Source organism: Chloroflexota bacterium, assembly GCA_020850535.1.
Classification (GTDB): Bacteria; Chloroflexota; UBA6077; order UBA6077; family JACCZL01; genus JADZEM01.
Genome location: JADZEM010000041.1, coordinates 13,843 through 27,534, shown reverse-complemented (window position 1 = coordinate 27,534; position 13,692 = coordinate 13,843). Strand labels below are relative to the sequence as shown.

9 protein-coding genes are annotated in these 13,692 nt (G+C 70.3%); 1 reads left to right on the top strand and 8 read right to left on the bottom strand.

The window, feature by feature from the left end:
• Nucleotides 1–41 precede the first annotated feature (41 nt).
• Together IT306_06325 and IT306_06320 are read right to left on the bottom strand one after the other, a co-directional pair.
• Nucleotides 42–1,904, bottom strand: coding sequence for a hypothetical protein (locus IT306_06325; GenBank protein ID MCC7368018.1), 1,863 nt, complete (start codon nucleotides 1,902–1,904; stop codon nucleotides 42–44).
• Nucleotides 1,901–2,359: a hypothetical protein gene (locus IT306_06320; GenBank protein MCC7368017.1), complete on the bottom strand. Its 459-nt coding sequence runs from the start codon at nucleotides 2,357–2,359 to the stop codon at nucleotides 1,901–1,903. The genes IT306_06325 and IT306_06320 overlap by 4 nt, the downstream gene beginning before the upstream one ends.
• A 155-nt stretch (nucleotides 2,360–2,514) precedes the next feature.
• Between IT306_06320 and IT306_06315 the strand changes: the two genes are divergently transcribed.
• Nucleotides 2,515–3,828, top strand: a complete 1,314-nt coding sequence (locus tag IT306_06315; GenBank protein ID MCC7368016.1) for a DUF4038 domain-containing protein — start codon at nucleotides 2,515–2,517, stop codon at nucleotides 3,826–3,828.
• 143 nt (nucleotides 3,829–3,971) lie between these two features.
• Here the strand turns inward: IT306_06315 and IT306_06310 are convergent, their stop codons facing one another.
• From IT306_06310 to IT306_06285, 6 genes are all read right to left on the bottom strand, one after another.
• Nucleotides 3,972–6,251 carry a CoA transferase gene (locus tag IT306_06310; GenBank protein ID MCC7368015.1) on the bottom strand — a complete coding sequence of 760 codons (2,280 nt, stop codon included), beginning with the start codon at nucleotides 6,249–6,251 and terminating at the stop codon, nucleotides 3,972–3,974.
• Between the two features lie 72 nt (nucleotides 6,252–6,323).
• The gene (locus tag IT306_06305) at nucleotides 6,324–7,241 is read right to left on the bottom strand and encodes an ABC transporter permease (GenBank protein MCC7368014.1); all 918 of its coding nucleotides are present in this window, start codon (nucleotides 7,239–7,241) and stop codon (nucleotides 6,324–6,326) included.
• 2 nt (nucleotides 7,242–7,243) lie between these two features.
• Nucleotides 7,244–8,194 carry an ABC transporter permease gene (locus tag IT306_06300; protein MCC7368013.1) on the bottom strand — a complete coding sequence of 317 codons (951 nt, stop codon included), beginning with the start codon at nucleotides 8,192–8,194 and terminating at the stop codon, nucleotides 7,244–7,246.
• A 2-nt stretch (nucleotides 8,195–8,196) separates the two neighbouring features.
• The gene (locus IT306_06295; protein MCC7368012.1) at nucleotides 8,197–10,089 is read right to left on the bottom strand and encodes an ABC transporter substrate-binding protein; all 1,893 of its coding nucleotides are present in this window, start codon (nucleotides 10,087–10,089) and stop codon (nucleotides 8,197–8,199) included.
• A gap of 108 nt (nucleotides 10,090–10,197) precedes the next feature.
• Nucleotides 10,198–11,016 carry an enoyl-CoA hydratase/isomerase family protein gene (locus IT306_06290; protein ID MCC7368011.1) on the bottom strand — a complete coding sequence of 273 codons (819 nt, stop codon included), beginning with the start codon at nucleotides 11,014–11,016 and terminating at the stop codon, nucleotides 10,198–10,200.
• A 77-nt stretch (nucleotides 11,017–11,093) separates the two neighbouring features.
• Nucleotides 11,094–13,619, bottom strand: a complete 2,526-nt coding sequence (locus IT306_06285) for a CoA transferase (GenBank protein MCC7368010.1) — start codon at nucleotides 13,617–13,619, stop codon at nucleotides 11,094–11,096.
• Between the last annotated feature and the right edge of the window lie 73 nt (nucleotides 13,620–13,692).

Genomic DNA, 13,692 nt, shown 5'->3' with positions numbered 1-13,692 from the left:
ATGACAATGTGGGTGTTGCACCCGGGATGCGGTGCGGGGTGTCAGCGGAACACTTCCCGCACGTTCGTCCAGGCCAGGTAGAAGACGGCCACGACGATCACCCCGACCAGGATCTGCCAGGCGAAATCCATCACCAGGATCAGCCCGCAGACGCCGGACAGCATGATCGCCAGCCGCGACACGAACGTGCCAACCTGTTGACGCAGCAGCGAATCGATGCTGAAGAAGGCGATCACCAGCAGCAGCAGATGCGGCCCCAACAGCGACCGGTCCGCCACCGTCAGGGTCAAGACGCCAAGCATCAGCGCCGCGATGCTGAGCGCCGACCACAGCTCCGCCAGGCGGCGCAGGCGGTAGGACGGTTCTGGGACCGGCGTGGCGAGCTTCGTGATGTGGGTGCGTGGTGGATCGGACTCGCCGGCGGCGAGGCGGGCCTGTCGGGCTTCGATGGCCTCGACCAGCGTCCTGGTCTCGTCGTGCTGGTCGCGGAGGGCGTCGATGCGCCGGCGGAGGTCGCTACGCCGGTCTGTCAACTGCTGGTGCATCCCGCGCAGGAACGGCTCGTCGTGGAGCACCCCGAGATCGACGTTCAGGTGCTCCAACTGGTCGAGGTGCTCGGTTAGCTCGCCGTCGATCTTGCGGTGCCGGCCGAGCAGCTCGACGCGCCGCCGTGCCAGCAGCTCCTTCTCCGAGGCGGGCGTCGGGACGCCATCCAGGGCGGCCCAGGCCAGCGGGTCTTGCCACGAGGGGCGGGGGCTGCTGTTCCGCTCGTACATCGGGCCAGCGGGGGAGTCCTCGCCGCCGACCGGGTCCTGCGCGTAGAAGCCCCAGAGGCCGCGATACTGGCTGGCCCAGGCCGGGATCGGATCGAGCAGCACGGGAGACCATTCCTGTTCCTGCCCGGGCCCGACCTGGACGCCGTCGCCGCGCGCGTACTCCACGAACGGCACGCGGAACAGCTGGAATCGTGAGACGCGGGCCGCGACGCCCGCCTGCCGAAGCGTCCCGACCCAGAAGCGCCGCAGCAGGTTGACCACGCGGGCGAGCGGCGCGAACAGGGCCAGCTCGATCTCGGCGATGTAGTCGCCCGGTCTGAAGTAGCCCGCGTGCGATCCGACCCCGACGTGTACTACCGGGTGCTCGCCGATCAGCGTCAGCTCGGTCGTGTCGTCCCAGCGCCGGCGCAGGTCGCCGCCCGAGAAATCGTGGCAGGAGAACGCCGCCCACTGTGGCACGATCTCGCCGTCCTCACGCTCGTAGGCGTAGACGCACAGCATCTCCCAGTCGGCTTCGTGGTCGTTCGCGCCGTAGAAGCCGGACCGCCAGTTGTTGAAGGCGTAGAAGAACCAGTACTGGAGGACGATCCAGCCGCGCGGATCCCGCAGGACGCGCCCGTAGTAGACCGGGGCGGGATGCTGCTTCCGCATCTGGCGGGTCACCAGGGTGGCGGCAGCGGCGGTATCGCCGGGCACCCGCCCCCGCATGAACAGCGTCAGGCTGAACAGCGCTGCCAGCAGCCGCGAGCCGTAGCCGAGCCGGGCCAGCCGCCCGATGTGCGGACGGAACAGGTCCGTGCCGCCGCGCAGCCGCTCCACGCCCTCCTGCACTGCCAGCGCCGTCAGCTCTGGCAGGTCGAGCGGATCGACGAAGTCCAGGTAGAGGACGGAGCCGGCCGGCAGATCGCGCGGCGCGGTCAGCAGGGGCATCGTCAGCTTGCCCCGTTCGACCAGCAGCTCGTCGCGGCCGTCGGCGTGGTGGACCCACAGCGAACAGCGCTCGACGTAGGCATCCACCGTCTGCGGCAGGTACGCCTCGCCGGCGTTGAAGCGCAGGACCGGCTCGAAGCGGCGAAGCAGCGCCAGATCCTCGGCGCGCGAGCGGGCCTCCGTGGCTGCGACTGTCATAGCAGCGAAGCGCCCTCTCCCTGCGCCGGTTCGAAGATGAGGCGGACGTCGCGCTGATTGAGGATCAGCACGCTCAGCACGCCCAGAACCATCACGCCGTAGGGGGCGGTCCCAGAAAGGCGGTCCACCAACGATGCGGTGAGGATCATGCACTGCGTGGCCATGGCCGCCGTCCAGGCCCAGCGTCGCAGCCTGAACAGGCCGTAGGCTGCGAGCAGCAGCCCGAGCCCGATGACGATCTCCAGGCTGGTCTCTTGCGCCAGGGCGAGCGTCAACGGCGGGTACTGGCCCTCGGGGCTGGGAATCCGCAGGACGGCCAGCGCCACCATCCCGGAGGCCACGGACAGCAGCCCCTGGAGCACGTAGATGGAGCCGACCAGGGTGACCGCCGCCGGCCGGCGCATGCTCCCTGGCTGGTCCGTCAGCGGAACGACGGCCCGCGAGCGCTTCGCCATCGGTTCCCGCCCCCGTTCGGCGTCTGGGCGCCCAGCGCCCAGACGGAGTGTAGCCCGCTGTGCGCGGCAGGCGCATGCGCCTGCCGGGGCGCGCAGGGGCGAGATGGCGGGTACGCGCTACACTCACCCCGTCATCGACGGAGGTCAGCGATCCCATGGCGGATTCGGCAACCACATCGCAGTCGGGCGCTGTCGCCCCGCTCCGACTCAGCGAGAACCGACGGTATCTGGTGGACGCCACCGGGCAGCCGTTCTTCTTCCTGGCCGATACCGCATGGTCTATCGTCTGGAAGGGCCAGCCGGACCAGTGGGCCGCCTACCTGGACCGCCGCAAGGCCCAGGGGTTCAGCGTCGTGCAGGTGGACACGTTGCCCTGGACCTGGGGCGCGCCAGACGCTGATGGCAACGTCGCCTTCTACGACGGCGATCCCGAACGCCCCAACGAAGCGTACTTTCAGCGGTATGACCGGTTCGTGGAGATGGCTGCCGAGCGCGGCCTCTTCACCTGCCTGATGCTGATCTGGGGCGGCCCGCGTCCGCACCTCTCGGCCGTCCACTTCTCGACGGAACAGGCCGCCCGGCACGTCGCGTGGCTGGTGCGGCGCTACACCCGGTTTCCGGTGCTCTGGAGCCTCTCCGGCGACGCCCCGTACGACGAGGAGCCGGAGAAGTGGGACGCCGTGGGCCGCGCCGTGGAGGCGGCTGATCCGAACGGCCACCCGACCACCAACCACCTGATGACGCAGCGCGGCTGGCGCTTCCTGCACCACGACGCGTCCTGGCACGATTTTCACATGATCCAGACCGGCCACTATGGCTGGGCACGCCCGAACGTCGCGGATACGGCGCTGGCCTACTACCGCGCCGAGCCGGTCAAAGCGTACGTCAACGGCGAGCCGTGGTACGAAGGCCACCCGGACATGACCGACCGTCCCCGCCTCGGGCCGCTGTTCACCGCCGAGCACGCCCGCTACGCCTTCTGGGTCAGCGTCCTGTCCGGCGCGACGATGGGCCACACCTACGGCTCGCAGGGCATCTGGAACTGGAAGCGCCCCGGTGACTCCGAGGAGTTCCTGGCCGGCCCACAGATCGGTGAGACCTGGGATGTGGGCCTCAAGCGCGCGGGCGGCGAGCACTGCGGCATCGGGGCGCGCAAGCTGCGGACGCTGCCCTGGTACGAACTGCGCCCGGCCCCCGAGCGCGTCCGCGCTGCAAGCGGCGAGACGCTGCGTGTGCGGCAGCCGGCCTGCGGCCTGATCGAGGGCAGCCTCTGGCTGGTCTACTGTCCGGACGGCAGCGGTGCGGTTGAGTTGCTCGGCCTGAACGGGGACAGCTGGCAGGCCGCCTGGTTCGACCCGCGGACCGGCGCCGAGCAGTCGGCTGGCGCGGTCACCCCACCCGAGAATGGCGTCTGGCCGGCCCCCGCCAGGCCGTCAGCCGAGGACTGGGTGCTGATCCTCACCCGCTGACGCGATCGCTGACGGTCAGCGGGTGAGATCCTTCACTTCACTCGCAGGCTCGTTCCGTTCAGGATGACAGGGGGGAGTGCGTGGCCGCGCTCCGAGAGGGCGTCTGCCGAGCCAGATCCTCGACGGTGTGGGCTGGCTGTGCGCTACGGGCGCTCCAGCACCACCCCGCGCTCGGCAAGCGCGGGGAAGGCCTCTGCCGAGCCGGCCTGCTGAAGCACCGCGCGCGCGTCTGCGCCCGGCGTGGCGGCAGGCCGCCCGGGCGTCGCCGGGGTCCGCGAGAGGCGCACCCCGGGGCCGACCGTCGTGATCTGCTCGCCGGTGTCATGGGGGCGGGTCACGCTCAGGCCGTGCGCGACCACCCACGGATCGACCATCACGGCCGGCACTGAGGTGACCACCCGCGCCGCAGCCAGCCCGGCCGCCGTCAGCGCCGTCACCCACTGCTCGACACTGCCGGCCACGAGACGCGCCTCCAGGAACGCGGCCAGCGCGTCGCCCGCCAGGGCCTCGCAGCCGGCCAGCCCGTCCACGGATGCCAGCATCGACACCTGATCCTCGCTCGCGCCCAGGAACAGCCAGCCGTCCGCCGCCTGGTACATCTGGTGGAGCGGCCCGGTCCCGCGCGCAGCCCGACCACGTGGCTCGTCCCAGACCTTGCCGGCGTAGTCGTTCAGGTGCGCGGACTGGAGCAGCGTGCCGGTGTAGGCCAGCGCCGCCTCGACGCGCTGCCCCTGGCCGGTCTTCGCGCGGTGGTAGAGCGCCAGCCCCGCCCCGAACGCCCCGAGCAGGCCGGTGCCGTAGTCGTTGACGGCGAACGGCTGCATCAGCGGTGCGTCGTCGCCGCCGAAACGGGTCTGGAGGCCCGTCGCGGCCTGGGCGTTCGGCTCGTAGCCCGGGCGATTGCCCCACGGACCGCTGTAGCCGAACGCGCTCACCGAGACGTGGATCAGGTCTGGCTTGATGGCCCGAAGCTGCTCGTAGCCGATGCCCATGCGCTCGGGGACGCCCAGGCGGAAGTTCTGCACCACCACGTCGGCCTGCCGCACGAGGTTGAAGAAGACGTCCCGGCCGGCCTCGTCCTTCAGGTCGAGCAGGATCGTCTCCTTCGCGCGGTTGACGTCGGTGTGGTAGCGGTGGACGCTCGTGCGGTAGCCGGCCCCTTCCTCGCGCGGCCCATTGATCTTGACGACGCGCGCGCCGTACTCCGCGAGGGTCCGGCCAGCCGTCGGCCCGGCCAGCACCAGCGAGACGTCCACCACCTGTATGCCGCCGAGCGCCTGGGTCAGCGCAGCGTGCGTCGAGGTGACCGTGCCGGCCGGCCGAGCAGCCTCGGCCAGGACGCTCGCGCGGTCGGCGTCCAGGCGGGAGGCCGGCCGCAACGGCTCGTCTGGGAAGGCCGAGAGTCGCACGGCTCGGCCCGGCTGCCACGTCGGGCCGAGCGCCGGGTCGGCCACCTCTCGCACGATGCCGGCCGCCCGTGCGTGGTCCTCCGCGATCCACTCGGCGCTGGTCCGTGAGACGGTGATCGGGACGCCGGCCGCTGCGCCAAGCTCCTGCCATTCCAGGGCCGGCCGGGTCTTGAACAGCGCCCGCAGGCGTGGCCGTAGCTGCGAGCCGAGCTCCGGATCGCGCGTCATCCGAGGGATGTCGAGCAGGCCCTCGGCCTCCCAGCTCTGGATACCGGCCGCATCGACAAACCGGCGGCGGAACCGGGGCGTCGAGCCGCTGAAGAAGACCCAGCGGCCATCCCCACACTCGAAGAGGCCGCCCCAGAAGTCGTCAGGCCGGCCGCCCGCCACGCCGCCGTCGATCAGCAGCCCGTGCGCCCCGATGGCTGCGAACGTGGCGTCGAACAGCGGCATCTCGATGCGCTGCCCCAGGCCCGAGCGCTCCCGTGCGACCAGCGCCATCACGATGGCGACGGCCGCCTGGAACGCCGCGAAGTGCGACGCGATCTGGATCGCCGTGTAGGCGGGCGGCCCCTTCGGCGTGTCCATCGGCGGGCGGTAGGTCGCCGTGGCCGCGCCGATGACGCCCTCCCAGCCGGGCATCTGCGCGCGTGGATCGTCCGAGGCGAAGCCCGGCAGCGAGCAGTAGATCAGGCGCGGATCGGCGGCCAGGGCTGCTGACGCGCCCAGCCCGAGCCGGTCCATGACGCCCGGGCGGAACCCCTCGACGACGACATCCGCCCCGGCGATCAGCGCCTGCGCCGCCTCCCGATCCGCGGCCTGCTTCAAGTCCAGCGCGATGCTGCGCTTGCCCCGGTTCCAGGTGGCGTTGGCCGGCGTCTTCCAGGTTGGCCCAGACGGTGGGTCCACACGGATCACGTCCGCCCCGTGATCGGCGAGCAGCATCGCCGTCAGCGGCCCGGCGATGTACTGCCCGAAATCAATGACGCGAATACCGGCCAGTGGACCCGTCATATCAGTTGCTCCAGAGAACATTCGCAGTGTGGGGGAACCTCACCCCCCAGCCCCCTGCGGGGTGAGGTATTCCTACCGGTGCCGCAAGCGCGGATCGAGGATGTCTCGCAGGGCGTCGCCGGCCAGGTTCCAGGCCAGTACGGTGACGCTCAGCGCCACGGCCGGCGCCAGCAGCAACTGCGGGTTCGTCAGCATGTAGGTCCGGGCCGTGCTGACCATGCCGCCCCAGGACGGGATCGGCGGGGGCGCGCCCAGCCCCAGGAAGCTGAGGTACGCCTCGGTCAGGATCGCGCCGCCCAGGCCGGACGTGCTGATGATGATGATCGGCGCGAAGACGTTCGGGACGATGTGGCGCAGCATGATCCAGGTGTCGGTGCCGCCGATGGCCCGCGCCGACTCGACGAACGTCTCCTGCTTCAGGCTGAGGACCGCTGACCGCACCACCCGGTTGGTGTACGGGATCTGGACGATGCCAATCGCCAGGATCACGTTCGTCAGGCTGGAGCCGAGGACGGCCATCAGGAGCAGCGCCAGCACCAGCGAGGGGATCGCCTGGGCGCTGTCCATCACCCGTTGCAGGATCAGATCGACCCGGCCGCCTCGGTAGCCGCTGACCACCCCGACGATGGTGCCGCCGAGCGTCCCGACGGCCACGGCGAGCACGCCCACCCACAGGGAGACGCGCGCCCCGTGGATGATCCGGCTCAGGATGTCCCGGCCGGACTCGTCCGAGCCGAGCACGAACGGCACCCCGTTCGCGGCCACGACGCCGGGCGCGGCGCGGGTCTGCCCGTTGAAGATGCGATACGGATCCTGCGGCGAGATCACGTCCGCCAGGATCGCGACGGCAATGACCAGGATCACGATGCCCAGGGCCAGCGCCCCGAGCGGCCGACGCTGGATCTGCGACAGCAGCCGGCGGCGAGGGCTGCGCGCCCCCACGGCCGGCAGGCTGCCAACCTCGGTGATGGCTGCTGCTCGCGTACTCATGGCTAGCTGTACCTGATGCGCGGGTCGAGCACGCCGTACAGCAAGTCGACCAGCAGGTTGAACAGCACGAAGACCGCCGCGATGAACAGGACGTTGCCCTGAAGCTGGGTGTAGTCCCGAAGCTGAATCGAGGTCAGCGTCAGCAGGCCCATGCCGGGGAAGGCGAAGATCGATTCGATGACCACCGTCCCGCCCAGCAGACGCCCGAAGTCGCTGCCGATCAGCGTGATGACGGGGATCAGCGAGGCCCGCAGGACGTGCCTCGCAATGACGGCGTAGCCGCTCAGCCCCTTCGCGCGGGCCGTCCGCACGAAGTCGCTGCGGAGCACCTCCAGCACCGACGAGCGGGTCAGGCGCATGACCTGTCCCGCCAGGATCGCGCCGAGGGCCATCGTGGCGGGGAGCACCTGCTGGAGGTTCTCCAGCGGATTCTTCGTCAGCGCCGTGAGTCCCATCGGCGGGAAGTAGCCCCACCAGATCGACGGGAAGAGGATCAGCGCGCTGGCGATGACGAAGCTCGGTATCGAGAGCGCCAGCATCGCCAGCAGTCGCCCGGTGTAGTCGATCCAGGTGTCCTGGTAGACGGCCGAGGCCACCCCGATCGGCACCGCGATGACCACCGCGAAGAACAGCGAGAGGATCGCCAGCTCAGCGGTGATCGGGATGCGGCTCACGATCTCGCTGAGGACCGGGCGGAACGTGTTCATCGAGACGCCGAAGTCGCCCGTGACGACGCCGCCAATCCATCGGAAGTACTGGACGTAGCCCGGCACGTCCAGTCCAAGCTCGGCACGCATTCTGGCCATCTGCTCGGGCTTGGCGGAGAACTCGCCCTGCATCTTGGCCAGGATGACGTCGCCGGGGACCAGCCTGATCGCGATGAACACGATCAGGCTGACGCCCCAGAGCACCGGGAGCATCAGGAGCAGCCGCCGCGCGACGTACCTCAGCATGCTTACTTGTCGATCCAGATGCGCTCGGAGTGGACCCACCCGAGCTGCCAGTGGAAGCCCCAGTTCTTCGCCCACGGCTGGTTGAGCAGCGTGTCGATGGCGTCGTAGTGGGGGATGACCCACATGTTGTCGTAGATCTTCTGCTGGATCTGATCGACAAGCTGCTTGCGCTTCTCCAGATCCAGCTCGATGGCCTGGGCATCGGCCAGCTTGTCGAACTCGGGATCCTTGTTGCGGGTGTAGTTCCGCTGGCCCTCGGAGTGGTAGAGCTGGCGGGTGCCCGCGTCGATGGACGCCGAGCTGAAGCCGACGCCGTTCCCGAAGACCATGAAGTCGCCGGACTGGCGCTTGGCGTACGAGGCCGGGGTGTCCGTCGGGTCGATGACCGGGTCCAGCCCGATGTCCTTCCACATCTGCTGGGCCATCTCGACCAGCACCTTTGCGCCCGGCGTGGTGTCCGGGTGCAGGTCGATGATGATCTTGCCGCCCTCGGCGCCGGCCTCCTTGATCAGGGCGCGGGCCGCGTCCGGGTTGTACTTCAGGAACTCCAGCCCCTTGAGCTTCTCCTCGGGCCAGGCGTACTTGGTGAAGGAGGCCGTGACGAAGCCGGCCCACTGGGCCGCGCCCTGCTGGACGTCCTTGATGATGGCGTCGCGGTTGAGCGCCATCGACATCGCGCGGCGGACCCGCAGATCGTCGAGCGGCTTCTTGGAGATGTTCAGGGTGAAGCCGCCGCCGGACAGGAAGTGGACGCCGTCCCAGCGCTGCTGGCCCTGCATCCCCTTGAAGAGGCTGTCGACGTCGTTGCGGGCGGCCTGGAAGCCCCAGCGGTGCCCGGCGATCTTGCCGGAGCGGTACGCCGCGAGCCGCGTGGCGTAGTCCGGCATGATGTAGGCGGTGATCCCGTCGAGGTACGGCAGCGGCTTGCCGTCCACCTCGGAGACCTCCCAGTAGTCCGGGTTCTTGACCAGTTCGACCTTGACGCCCGGCTCCCAGTTCTTCCAGATGTACGGCCCCGTCCCGATGATCTTCGAGCGGTAGTTGCCGTCCTGGTCGAAGACTTCCTTCGGGACGATGGCGTTGTTGTCCACCGCCATGTTGAGCAGGGCTTCGGCGTTCGGCTTGTCGGAGTGGAAGACGACGGTGTACTTGTCCGGCGTCTCGACCTTCGAGACCCACTCCCAGAGCCAGGCGTACTCCTTGGACTTCGTCTTGTAGTACTCGACGGTCCAGGCCACGTCAGCCGAGGTGAACTCGCGGCCGTTGACCGGCGGGACGTTGTGCCACTTGATACCCTGGTGCAGCTTGAACGTCCAGGTCTTGCCGTCCGGCGAGACCGTCCAGGAGTCGGCCATGTCCGGCTCGACTTCGATGTCGTAGTAGTCGGTGCCACGGAACTGGACCAGCCGGCGGTAGACGAGGCTGGAGGTGATCCGCAGCGGCCCGTTGACGGCCTGCATGACCTCCAGCGTCTCGGGATCCTTGCCGACGGAGGTCTCCAGGATGCCGCCGCGCTTCGGCGGGCCGGGGTCCTGCTGGCGTACCAGCGGCGGCCGATTGTTCACGGCGGCGGCCGGCTTCGCGGCTGCGGCCGGCGCTGCCGTGGGCTGGGCCGCGCCAGCCGCCGGGGCAGCCTGAGCCGGCGCGGTCTGCGCGGGTGCTGCCTGCGCGGCCGGCGCCTGGGTGGCCGGTACGGCGCGCGGGGTCGAGGTCGGGACGACCGGGCCGCTCGCCTGGGCGCCAGCGCCCGCCGACTGCCCACCGCCGGCCGCCGGGGCCGGCGCCTGCGGCCCGCAGGCCTGGATCAGGGCGGCCGAGGCGCCCGCCCCGACCACCAGCATGCTTCGTAAGAACGAGCGCCGAGTGAGCGCCCTCTGGCCTTCCAATCGCCTCATCGCCTAGGCTCCTTCCCCGACACACACGGTCGGACGTGGCGAGATCGCGCGGTACGCCGTGCATCGTTGCGCGGCGCGAAGATGTCGAACTGCGAACGAACGGCTGCGTTACCGTCCGGTGAACGCGGGCGGGCGCTTCTCCTTGAAAGCGGCCACGCCCTCGGCAAGGTCTTCCAATTCGCGCCCCTGGGCCACCGCCGAGCCCTGGTGCCAGTACGCCTCGTCGGGGTCGTGGTCCCAGCCCCGGTAGACGGCGTGCTTGGTCAGGCCGATGGCGGCGCTCGGCCCGTTCGCCAGCTTCTCGGCCCAGCGCTCGACGGCGACGTCGAGATCGGCAAGATCGACGACCTCGTTGACCAGCCCGAGCCGCAGCGCCTCCTCGGCGTCGAGCGGCTCGCCGAGCAGCGTCATCTCGATGGCCTTGCCGATGCCGACGTACTGCTGGAGCAGGTTGGTGCCGGTAGCGAGACCGCGCTTGATGAATGGCGTTGCCAGCTTCGCGTCGCGCGCCATCACGCGGAAGTCCGAGCCGAGCGCCAGGTTGAAGCCGGCCCCGTAGGCGTAGCCCTGGACCCGCGCGATGACCGGGGCGGGCAGGCTGCGCATCAGGCGGACGGTGCTGGTCCAGCGGCCCGGCCCCTGGACGTAGTGCTTGATGTGACCGCGCCGCTTGAGCGATAGCTGCTCGTCAGCGGTGCGCTCGCGGCCGAGCTCGTCGCCGGCGCAGAACGCCCGGCCCGCGCCAGCCAGGATGATGGCGCGGATCGACGGATCGTCCTGGCAGAGCGCGAAGGCGTCGTACAGCTCCGCGCCCACCTGATAGTCGATGGCGTTCAGCTTCTCAGGGCGATTCAGGGTGATCCGCATGATCGACCCGGTCTGCTCGCGGGTCACGTACTCGTACTGCGCCGTGCCGTTCTCTGCCATGCTGGTGGTGCCTTTCCGTGATTGCTCGGGCGTCAGACGCAGCCGTTGCGCGCCGCCATCGTCGTGGTGGGTATCGTTCAGTAGATGACCTGCTCGCCGACGAGCCGGTCGTACTCCTGCGACGAGAGTCCCAGGAGCGACTTGAAGACGTACTCGTTGTCCTCGCCCACCTCGGGCGCGCGGCGGAAGCCGTTCGGCCGCTCGCCGTCCACCATCCAGGGCGCGCCGAGCGTGTAGCGGGTGCCGCCGCCCAGTTTCTCGACCTCGCTCACGAAGGAGCGGGCCGCGAGATGGGCGTCCGAGACCACGTCCAGCGCCGTCAGCGTCGGGGTGGCCGCGATGCCGTGTGACTGGAGCAGCGCCGCCGTCTCCTGTGCGTCGCGGTCGCGGACCCAGGCCGCGATGACCGCGTCCAACTCGTCGTGGCGCGCGCGCCGGCCGGCGGCCGTCGCCAGCCCGGGGTCGGCGGCCAGGTCGGCCCGCCCGAGCACGCCGCACAGCCGCTGCCACGCCGCGTCGTCGGCCACGCTCAGCGCCATCCAGCGGTCGTCGCCGGCCGTCTGGTAGGCCCCCTGCGGCGCGGCCAGCGGATCGCGGTTGCCTCTAGGCTCCAGCACCTGCCCGGCGACGGTCCAGGCCAGGATCGGCTCGGGCAGCGCGGCGATCATCGTCTCGGTCATCGAGAGGTCGAAGAAGCCGCCTTCGCCGGTTTTGCGCTGGCGGTAGATCGCCGACATCAGCAGGAACGCCTCGATGCAGGCCGTCAGCGGATCGGTCCAGACGCCGCCCGAGGAGGTCGGGACGCGGTCGGGGTAGGCCGAGAGGCTGGCCCAGCCGGTGAAGCACTGGAGCAGCGTCCCGTAGGCCACCAGGTCGCGCTGCGGCCCGGTCCGCCCGAAGCCGGACGCCGAGGCCATCACGATGCGCGGGTTGATCTCGCGCAGGGCCGGGTAGCCCAGCCCGAGCCGTTCCATGACGCCCGTCGAGAAGTTCTCGATGACGACATCGCCGATGCCCACTAGTTGCCGCACGAGGTCGCGGGCGCGCTCGTCCTTGAGGTTCAGGGTGATGCTGCGCTTGCCCGGGTTCAGCTCCTCCCAGGACGGGTTGCGGTGCGAGAGGTCCGGGCGGGCCTTCGACTCGATCTTGATGACCTCAGCGCCCATCGCGCCGAGGTACTTGGTGCAGATCGGCCCGGCCATCACCCAGCTAAAGTCGACGATGCGGACGCCCGCCAGCGGCTTGGATGCCGGCAGGTGGCCGTTCGACGGCCGGGCGGCTGGCTTCGAGAAAACCTCACCCCCGGCCCCTCCCCTATGAGGAGAAGGGAAGGGGGGGCGAGGTCCGTCCGTGCCGTTGCGCTGTCCCTGGCCGCTGACTTCGGCGATCCGCGCGGCGTCGTAGCCGAGCTGCTCGCCGTAGACCTCGGTGTTGTGCTGCCCCAGGCGCGGCGCCAGCGTCGGCCGCGGGCGCGCCACGTCCGGCGACTGGTACGAGACGCCCGGGAACGAGAGCGTGCCGAGCGTCGGATGCTCCTGCTCCACAAAGAAGCCGCGATGGGCGAACTGCGGCAGCTCCAGCATGTCGGTGGCCGTGCCGAGCGGGTAGCAGGCCACCCGCTCGGCCTGGGCCGCCTCGAAGATGTCGCGCTTCGCCTGCTGGCGGCTCCACTCGCAGATCAGCGGATGCAGCACCAGCCAGTTGTCCTGGCGGGCAGCCTTGGTCGCAAAGCGGGGGTCGTCGGCCCAGGACGGGCCGCCCATGACTTCCAGCCAGCGCGCCCACTGGTGATCCTCGCGCGGCGAGACCACCACCCAGCCGTCGCGGCAGGGCAGGAAGAAGACGGTCGCGTTGGCCGAGCTCTCGACCACCGTCCTCCTGACGCCGCCATCCCCGCCATCGTAGCCGCCGCGCTCGCCGGCCTTCCGGTCCAGGGCGTTGTGCTGGGCCTGGTTCTCGGCGCTGACGGCCTCCTGCTCGGAGATGTCCAGGTGGCTGCCGACGCCGTCGCGCTGGGCCACCAGCAGGCCGTGGACCGCGGCCCCGGCCACCATCTCGCCGGCCAGGAACAGGCCCGCGTGGCTGGGGGCATTCAATGGCGGCAGATCGGCGGCCTCGATCTCGCGGGAGGGGAAGCCGTAGGCGAAACCCGAGCTCTGGAAGGCGATCAGGTCGTTGCCCTGCCACCCCGAGCGCGGCCCCCACTGCCCGAACGGCGTCGTCGAGACGACCACCAGCCGGGGATTGCGGGCCTGGAGCGCTTCGACGCCCACGCCAAACCGATCCAGCAGGCCCGGCGCGAAGCTCTCCAGCAGCACGTCGACGCCGCCCACGAGGTCGAGCAGGGCGGCCCGGCCCTCGGCGCTCTCCAGATCGAGCGTGATGCCGCGCTTGCCGCTGTTCAGGTAGAGGTAGAAGCCGCTCGCCTCGGGGTCCGGGCGGCCGGCGCGGAACGGGCCGCGGGCACGGGATGGGTCGCCCGTTGGCGGCTCGGCCTTGAGCACGTCCGCGCCGAGATCGGCCAACAGCTTGCCGCCGTACGGCCCGGCGATTCCGGTTGCCAGCTCCAGCACACGCAGGCCGGCCAGTGGTCGGTCAGCCAATCCACCCCTCCCCATCGAGACCGCTGCTCAGGCCCGCACGGCGATGATCCGCAACTCCGCGCGGGGTTGGCTC